Source organism: Pseudoduganella sp. RAF53_2 (assembly GCF_052113985.1).
Lineage (GTDB): Bacteria > Pseudomonadota > Gammaproteobacteria > Burkholderiales > Burkholderiaceae_D > Rugamonas.
This window is the reverse complement of record NZ_JBFRDW010000274.1, coordinates 1-7,509: the sequence shown is the minus strand read 5'-3', so window position 1 is coordinate 7,509 and position 7,509 is coordinate 1. Positions and strand designations below refer to the sequence as shown.

The window sequence follows — 7,509 nt, the reverse complement described above, 5'->3', positions numbered from 1 at the left end:
CAGCAAGCCACCCCGCTTGCGCGAGTTGCGCGAGGTATTATCCAGGGTGGCGCAATCGATCACCTTGGAAGCGAGTCAATGAGTCAAACGGACGCAGAAGTTTTTGCCGCCCACCGTGGACGGCTGTTCTCCATCGCCTACCGCATGCTGGGTGTGCGGGCCGATGCCGAGGATGTGGTGCAGGATGCCTGGCTGCGCTGGCATTCCGCCGACCGAGAGGGCGTGCTGTCCTCGGAAGCCTGGCTGGTGACCGTGGCGACCCGCCTGTCCATCGACCGCCTGCGTGCGGCGAAGGCCGAGCGCGAAAGCTACACCGGCTTCTGGCTGCCGGAACCTATGATCGAGCCGTTGGATGAGCACACGCCGGAGGCGCAGGCGGAACTGGCGAGCGACCTGTCGGTGGCCTTCATGTGGGTGCTGGAGCGGCTGTCGCCGGAAGAGCGCGCGGCTTTCCTGATGCGCCAGGTCTTCGATTACGACTACGCCGAAGTGGCCGAGATGCTGGGCAAGAGCGAAGCGGCCTGCCGCCAGATGGTGAGCCGCGCCAGCGACCGCGTGCAGCAGGAGAAAGTGCGCTTCGAAGTCAGCCGCAACGATCACCAGCAGCTGCTGCAGCGCTTCGTGGCCGCCATCAACAGCGGCCAACAGGATGCGGTGCGCGCCTTCATCGCAGACGATATGCAATTCGTGGGCGACGGTGGCGGCAAGATGCCGGCCTTCCCCCAGGTGGTGCGCGATCCGGACCTCATTGCAGGCTTGTACGCCAAGTTCTCGCAGGCCGGCAAAACCGAATACCGCCTGGTCCTGCTCAACGGCCAGCCCGGCCTGCTGCGCTACATCGGCGGCAAACTGGAGTCGGTGCAATACATCGAGTCCGACGGCCAGCAAATCAAAGGCTTCTACGTCATTCGCAATCCGGACAAGCTCGCCGCCATACTCGCCTGAGCCGGCGCTGGCTTGCGCCGGCCGAAGCCGAGTGCGGCCAGTCCAATGCCGGACAATAAGAACGAGGTGGGCGCCGGAACCGCGGCGGGGCCGCTTAGCGAAAAGTCCATTGCCGCGCCGTTGCTGGCCAGTGTCCAGGTGGGTGTCGTGCCGAAGAAGTTATTTGTCTGCATGGAATTGCCGCCCACACCGACCTGATCACCCCACAACCAGCTGGAAGTATTGTTGAAGATGGAAAGCCAGTGCACCGTGTTAGCCGGGACCATCAACGGCGTGACGTCGACCGTGTAGTCGAAATATGCGCCGGCTGCCGTGCGGGATACGGCAGCCAGTGTGAGTGCGGCGCAATTGCCGGGCGCGCCCGCCACATCGTCGCAGAGATAGATTTGAAAAGCATCGGCGGGCAGCGCTCCATCCAGGTAGCGGCCACTCCAGTGGACGTCAGCGATCGTGTTTTGTCCCGGCGCCAGGGTGAAGTCATCGGCGAGAATTTGGCCTGCCCCAAGATCTGAAAATGGAAAATTGGTGGGCGGATGGGCGCCGTTGTCGAAGATGGTGTCGGCCATCGCTGGCACGCCACAAAAGAGCATTGGCAACAGCAGCAGGATTGGCGTTTTCATGGCGGATTCTCCCAAAAGCCGGGCACATGCCCGTTTCCCGCCACGCATTTATCGTGCCGCCTCTATCCGCCGCAGGCGCGCATGCCAGGCAATCCGGGATTGCACACAATCCGGTGTCGAGTTGTAAGATCCGCCGACGTATCCCAAACCGCCGGCCCGGTAAGTCTAACGGGCCGTGTGCGGGCGGCCCGCAGTGGGAGGAGGCAATGCGCGCCATCCCCACTGCGAGCCTTCGGGCGAGACCCCGTAATCCATGCCGTTTAATCCTTCCGCTTGGCTCTACGGCGTCCGATCGCAAGTACGGCGGGTATGCCCAGCAGCAGCATGCCTGCCATGCCTGGCTCAGGGACTGGTGCGGTGGGAGCCGTCAGGAAACCACGGATTTCCCCACCCGGATACGCTGAGCTGTGGATGTTGAAGTAGGAAGTACCACTGTTCAGGCCAGTCAGCAGTGTGGATTCCGCTGTGCTGGTCGAGCCGCCGTTCGCCGTCAGGAATGCGGAATTCCAGAACGAGGACGCCGACGTATCGAACGTGTGGTCATACGTGCCGGCCGTCACCCCCGTGGGGAAATCCGTGAAGGCGGGCACCATGGTCGCGACGCCAGCCGAACCGCTGCCGGCATCCGCCGTGCAGCAATGGATGTGCGAAGCGGTGGTCGTACCGTCCAGTCCCGCAAAGATGCTTTGCACCCGCAGGCTGTGCGTGTCGATGTCGAAGGTCACAATTGCTGCGCCGATAGCGGACGAGCTATTTGGCGTGACCTCGGAAGCGCCGTTGAGATTGGCGGTGTAAGTGAGGGGATCAGCCCAGGCGCCCCCGCAGGCGGCGCTGATGGCCAGCAGAGCTAGCCCTTTTGCAAACACAGGTTTCATCGCAGTCTCCTTTCATCGAAAGCGAGGCTGGCATTGTCCTGCCATGAAGGCAGGCCCGTGCGCACGATACGACGAGGAAGTTAGCGTTGCGTCTTAGAACAAAGGTCCAGCAGCAAGCTTTCGCCTTCCGGCCAAGGGCCGAAACCGGCGTCGCCATTGATGTGTCCTGCCGGGCCGATCACGTGCAACACGCTGCCCCAGGCTTCGGCGAACTGGCGTGCGCGCCGCTCGCTGACGTAGATGTCGTCGCTGCTGGCCACGACCACCGAAGGGAAGGGCAGGCGCTGCAGCTGCATCGGCTGGAAGCCTGTGGTGCAGGCCGGATAGGACGGCGCATCGACGTCGCTTGGCGCCACCAGGAAGGCGCCGGCGACGCGGTGCTTGCTGTTGGACTGTGCCCACCACGTCACCAGCGTACAGGACAGGCTGTGCGCCGCCAGCACAGGCGGCTCGCTGCATGCGGCAATCGCCGCATCGAGTTCGCGTACCCACTCTTCACGGTCAGGCGTTTCGAAATCGCGATGCGCCACGCGGCGCCAGCCGTGCTTGCGTTCCCAGTGCGTTTGCCAATGCTGCGGGCCTGAATCCCACAGGCCGGAGAGAGTAAGGACAGTCGTCATCGTACGTTTTTAAGGAGGAAGGAAGCCTGGCCGCAGCTTTTCTGCGAGCGCTTGATTTCGTCCATCGCGCAGCTGCGCGACGCGCCGTCCTTGCTGTAGCAGGCATGGGCTTCGCGCAGGAAGCGTCCGCCGCCGGTGCAGAAAGGCAGCACGGAATCCCTGGCCAGCCAGGGGTTGGCTTTCTTGAAGGCGTCTTCAAACTGGCCGGGCGTAACGCGCACCGGCTGCGAAGGGCGCTGGAATTCGGCCGGAATCTTGAGGCCTTCCTTCAGGCGAGCCGACAAGGTCAGATAATCCTGCGGCGCCAGGCCGGAGCAGGTGCCGTGCTTTTGCCACTCATGGATGATCAGCTTGGGCGCGGGATAGAGATCGGCATAGCGGTCGCGTACGTCGGCCGGCAGCTTCTGGCGCGAGCAGGAATCTGGATAGCCTTTCTCGAACTGCGGCCACAGGCCATGCAGCACAAAGCCCAGCTGGCGGCCGCTCGCGCACTGCACCGGATCGTCGCGGCTGGCGCAGTATTCCGGCGACCAGCTGAGGGACATGGCGTAGTAATCGAATTGACCGGGCCGATCGTCGCGCGCGAAGGCGGACGAAGCGAGCAGGCTGGCGGCGGCGAGAAGGGCGATGCGGATTTTCACAGGGCGGTCCTCAAGGCGAACAGTTCAGGGAAGAGTACCACGTCCAGCATCTTGCGCAGATAGCTCACGCCGGCTGTGCCGCCGGTGCCGGTCTTGAAGCCGATGATGCGCTCCACGGTGGTCACGTGGCGGAAGCGCCAGAAGCGGAAAGCGGTTTCCATATCCACCAGCTTTTCGGCCAGCTCGTACAGCGCCCAGTATTTGGTGGTGTCGCGGTAGACCTCCAGCCAGGCTTCCTTCACCGATTCGTCGGCGCTGGTTGGCAGGGTCCAATCGCCGTTCAGGCGTGCGGCGTCGATCTTCAGGCCGTGGCGGGCCAGCAGGCGCACGGCTTCGTCGTACAGCGAAGGCGCGCGCAGGGCCTGGTCCAGCGCCGCGTGGGTTGGCGTGTGCTCGTGTACCGCCAGCATATTGGCGTTCTTGTTCCCGAGGATGAATTCGATCTCGCGGTACTGGTGCGACTGGAAGCCGGAGGAAGCACCCAGGTAAGGGCGGATCGCCGTGTATTCAGGCGGCGTCATGGTTGCCAGCACATCCCAGGCATGCACCAGCTGGTCCATGATGCGGGCCACGCGGGCCAGCATCTTGAAGGCCGGCGGCAGGTCGTCGCGGCGCAGATGGTCGCAGACGGCATGCAGCTCGTGCAGCATCAGCTTCATCCACAGCTCGCTGGTCTGGTGCTGCACGATGAACAGCATCTCATTGTGATTGGGCGAGAGCGGATGCTGGGCGTTCAGGATCTGGTCCAGGCCCAGGTAGTCTCCGTAGCTCATGGACTTGCTGAAGTCCATCTGGGCGCCATGCCATTCGGCGGGTTTCTTTGGTTCGGTCATGATGTTTCAGGTTACAGCGCCGCGCTTGGCGGCAATATCGTAGGCTTTGTCGTCGAGGATCTGCTTCAGGATTTCCACCGCATCCCACACGTCGGCAAAGCTGGTATACAGCGGGGTGAAGCCGAAGCGCATGATTTCCGGCTCGCGGTAGTCGCCGATCACGCCGCGTGCGATCAGGGCCGCCATCACGGCGTAGCCATGCGGGTGCGTGAAGCTGACCTGGCTGCCGCGCTGTGCGTGGTGGCGCGGCGTGACCAGCCCAAGCGGATGGCCGGAGCAGCGCTGCTCCACCAGGGCGATGAACAGGTCGGTCAGTGCCAGTGATTTTTCGCGGATGGCGGACATGGTGGTTTGCGCGAAGACGTCCAGGCCGCATTCCACCATCGCCAGCGAGGTCACGGGCTGGGTGCCGCACAGGGCGCGGCCGATGCCTTCGGTCGGCGCGAAGTCCGGCGCCATGGCGAAAGGATTGGCGTGGCCCCACCAGCCGGATAGTGGATGGGCGAACCTGGCCTGGTGGCGCTTGGGCACCCAGATGAAGGCCGGCGAGCCGGGACCGCCGTTCAGGTATTTATAGGTGCAGCCGACCGCGAAGTCGGCGCCGCCTGCATGCAGATCCACCGGCACCGCGCCGACGGAATGGCACAAGTCCCAGACCATGACGGCGCCATGCTGGTGGGCGAGGGCGCTGACGGCTGCCATATCGTGCTGGTAGCCGGTGCGGTAGTTCACGTGGGTCAGCATGAGGACGGCGGTGTCCGGGCCGATGGCCGTGTGCAGCTCGTCCGGCGAGTCGATCAGCTTGACCCGGTAGCCCTGGTTCAGCCAGCCGGCCAGGCCCTGCGCCATATATATATCAGTCGGGAAATTGCTGCGCTCGCTGACGATGGTGCGGCGGCCGGAGCCGTCCTGCAGCTTGATGGCGGCGGCCAGGGCCTTGAACAGGTTGATTGAGGTGGTGTCGGTGACCACCACTTCGCCTGCCTCGGCGCCGACCAGCGGGGCCAGCTTGTCGCCCAGGCGCTTGGGCATGTCGAACCAGCCGGCGGTATTCCAACTGGTAATCAGGTCTTTGCCCCACTCCTTGGCGATGACTTCGGTGGCGCGGGTGAGGGCGGCTTTCGGGCGGGCGCCCAGAGAGTTGCCATCCAGATAAATCACGCCGGCGGGGAGGTCGAATTGCTCGCGCAGGGGAGCCAGGGGATCTGCGGCGTCGCGCGCCAGGCAGTCGGTGCGGGAGATCATGATTTCCTTGAAACCTAAAGAAAGTGAGAGTGTAGCAACTTTTGCAGGGGCTTCGGCCGGGTGAAGCCCCTCACCGAAAAATTTTTAAAAATTTTTTCGAAAAACCCTAAAGTTCCCCAAAGTCCTGCCGTTACCGCTTTCAGAAGCCCGGTAAAAGGCTTGCTGTTCGGAAGTTTGGATGGGGCAAAAAATATTAAAATTTTTTGCGTTGAACCCTAAAGTTCTCCAAAACCCTGCCGATAACAGTTCAGATGTCGCAAAAAAGCATCGCAGCGACATCGCGTTTTTACCTCAGGCTRCTGGCTTTTCGGTGTGCCTGAACACCTCGCAAACCCGCATGTTTTCAGGGGTTTAGCCCTTATCGCCCGACGTTTGTCAGACAAAATCTGACAGGACGTCCCGTGTCTATTCCGACGCAAAATACAGAGTGTGGCCTCTTTGTGTTTCTGTGCCTCTCCAGCAGAATGTATCTCAACGGCAACGCAATTGCGCTGCTAGCAAGATAGAACCCACAGGAGAGATGGAAATGACTGCAAACGACATGATGGCTGAAATCCGCGATGCAAACCTGAGCTACCTGATGCTGGCTCAGCAGATGATCCGCGCGGACAAGGTCACCGCAATTTTCCGTCTCGGCATCTCGGCCGACATCGCTGACCTGATCGAAGGCATGAGCAATGCCCAGATTCTGAAGTTGGCTGGTGGCAACATGATGCTGGCCCGCTTCCGCTTCGACGACAGCGCCATCCTCGGCATGCTGACCAACTACAACAAGGACCGCTCCCTCGCCCAGTCCCACGCCGCCATCCTGATGGCCGGCCAGGGCGTAGAGGAAATTGTCTAATTAGTGTTGTTTTGCGTCATCACGGGGAGYGGAAAAAATGACTAAAAAGAGCGTGGTAACGGAAGCCCAGGAAATCCAGCTGGCCATCGAGCTGATCAATCTGGGCGCCCGCCTGCAACTGCTGGAAACTGAAGTGTCGCTGTCCCGTGAGCGCCTTCTCAAGCTGTACAAGGAACTGAAAGGTGTCTCTCCTCCGAAGGGCATGCTGCCTTTCTCCACCGACTGGTTCCTGACCTGGCAGCCGAACATCCACAGCTCGCTGTTCCTGAATATCCATAACTTCCTGGTCGAACACGCTGGCGCCAGTGGTGTCCGCGCGGTGATGAAGGCTTACCAGCTGTATCTGGAGCAGATGCCGCCGGAGCCGGGCGAAGAGCCGCTGCTGTCCCTGACCCGCGCCTGGACCCTGACCCGTTTCGCCAATACCAGAATGCTGGAGCTGAAGTCCTGCCGCTGCTGCCAGGGCAAGTTCGTGGTCGATGCCATGGACCTGAACTCCGACTACCGCTGCGGCCTGTGCCATATGCCGTCCCGCGCTGGCAAGACCCGCAAGGCCAAGGAAGCCGAAGCGGCCGCCGCTTGATCCTCGCCGCCACTGTTCCCGAGCCTCGCGGTCCGCGCCATCCTGCGGCCGCGCCCAGCCGCGCCGCACTGCGCGGCGGCGGCGCCCTGGCCGGCGCCAGCCTTCCGCGCTGCTACGCCAGCGTCATGGCCGATATGGGCGCGGCCCGGAGCGGGCCATGACGGCGCCGCGCATCCTGCGCGCACCGGCCGTCCAGGCGCTGCTGATCCAGCTGCTCGCGCTACTGCCGACGGCGGCGCTGTCCTTCGCGCTGGAATCCTTCGGCGCCGAACCCACCATCCTCACTGCGGCACTGATCCAGGG

At 62.7% G+C, this 7,509-nt stretch carries 9 protein-coding genes; 3 read left to right on the top strand and 6 right to left on the bottom strand.

From position 1 onward, the window contains the following. Positions 1-78 precede the first annotated feature (78 nt). Complete coding sequence (gene sigJ, locus AB4Z11_RS16980) at positions 79-945, top strand: RNA polymerase sigma factor SigJ (RefSeq protein WP_442026418.1); 867 nt, start codon at positions 79-81, stop codon at positions 943-945. Here sigJ and AB4Z11_RS16975 read toward each other — a convergent pair. The 6 genes from AB4Z11_RS16975 to kynU all read right to left on the bottom strand — a co-directional run bounded on the left by AB4Z11_RS16975 (position 900) and on the right by kynU (position 5,779). Further along, positions 900-1,565, bottom strand: coding sequence for a PEP-CTERM sorting domain-containing protein (locus AB4Z11_RS16975; protein WP_442026417.1), 666 nt, complete (start codon positions 1,563-1,565; stop codon positions 900-902). The genes sigJ and AB4Z11_RS16975 overlap by 46 nt on opposite strands. Positions 1,566-1,825: 260 nt before the next feature. Next, on the bottom strand, positions 1,826-2,440 hold the full coding sequence (locus AB4Z11_RS16970) for a CHRD domain-containing protein (RefSeq protein ID WP_442026416.1): 615 nt from the start codon (positions 2,438-2,440) through the stop codon (positions 1,826-1,828). 80 nt (positions 2,441-2,520) lie between these two features. Further along, positions 2,521-3,060 (bottom strand): RBBP9/YdeN family alpha/beta hydrolase, encoded by a 540-nt coding sequence (locus AB4Z11_RS16965; protein WP_442026415.1) that lies wholly within the window; start codon positions 3,058-3,060, stop codon positions 2,521-2,523. Next, on the bottom strand, positions 3,057-3,701 hold the full coding sequence (locus AB4Z11_RS16960) for a ribonuclease T2 family protein (protein WP_442026414.1): 645 nt from the start codon (positions 3,699-3,701) through the stop codon (positions 3,057-3,059). Before AB4Z11_RS16960 ends, AB4Z11_RS16965 begins: the two co-directional genes overlap by 4 nt. Then, positions 3,698-4,534 carry a tryptophan 2,3-dioxygenase gene (kynA, locus tag AB4Z11_RS16955; RefSeq protein WP_442026413.1) on the bottom strand — a complete coding sequence of 279 codons (837 nt, stop codon included), beginning with the start codon at positions 4,532-4,534 and terminating at the stop codon, positions 3,698-3,700. The genes AB4Z11_RS16960 and kynA overlap by 4 nt, the downstream gene beginning before the upstream one ends. A 6-nt stretch (positions 4,535-4,540) precedes the next feature. Then, positions 4,541-5,779, bottom strand: coding sequence for a kynureninase (kynU, locus tag AB4Z11_RS16950; protein ID WP_442026412.1), 1,239 nt, complete (start codon positions 5,777-5,779; stop codon positions 4,541-4,543). Between the two features lie 526 nt (positions 5,780-6,305). Here kynU and flhD point away from each other — a divergent pair. Both flhD and flhC read left to right on the top strand, forming a co-directional pair. After that, entirely contained in the window at positions 6,306-6,623 is a 318-nt protein-coding gene (flhD, locus tag AB4Z11_RS16945; RefSeq protein WP_442026411.1) for a flagellar transcriptional regulator FlhD, read from the top strand. A 37-nt stretch (positions 6,624-6,660) separates the two neighbouring features. Beyond that, positions 6,661-7,206, top strand: coding sequence for a flagellar transcriptional regulator FlhC (flhC, locus tag AB4Z11_RS16940; RefSeq protein ID WP_442026410.1), 546 nt, complete (start codon positions 6,661-6,663; stop codon positions 7,204-7,206). Positions 7,207-7,509: the final 303 nt, after the last annotated feature.

What these genes read in the sequence shown, in the direction of transcription:
- sigJ (WP_442026418.1), top strand. Translation starts at nt 79, where the DNA reads ATGAGTCAAACGGACGCAGAAGTTTTTGCCGCCCACCGTGGACGGCTG.
- AB4Z11_RS16975 (WP_442026417.1), bottom strand. Translation starts at nt 1,565, where the DNA reads ATGAAAACGCCAATCCTGCTGCTGTTGCCAATGCTCTTTTGTGGCGTG.
- AB4Z11_RS16970 (WP_442026416.1), bottom strand. Translation starts at nt 2,440, where the DNA reads ATGAAACCTGTGTTTGCAAAAGGGCTAGCTCTGCTGGCCATCAGCGCC.
- AB4Z11_RS16965 (WP_442026415.1), bottom strand. Translation starts at nt 3,060, where the DNA reads ATGACGACTGTCCTTACTCTCTCCGGCCTGTGGGATTCAGGCCCGCAG.
- kynA (WP_442026413.1), bottom strand. Translation starts at nt 4,534, where the DNA reads ATGACCGAACCAAAGAAACCCGCCGAATGGCATGGCGCCCAGATGGAC.
- kynU (WP_442026412.1), bottom strand. Translation starts at nt 5,779, where the DNA reads ATGATCTCCCGCACCGACTGCCTGGCGCGCGACGCCGCAGATCCCCTG.
- flhD (WP_442026411.1), top strand. Translation starts at nt 6,306, where the DNA reads ATGACTGCAAACGACATGATGGCTGAAATCCGCGATGCAAACCTGAGC.
- flhC (WP_442026410.1), top strand. Translation starts at nt 6,661, where the DNA reads ATGACTAAAAAGAGCGTGGTAACGGAAGCCCAGGAAATCCAGCTGGCC.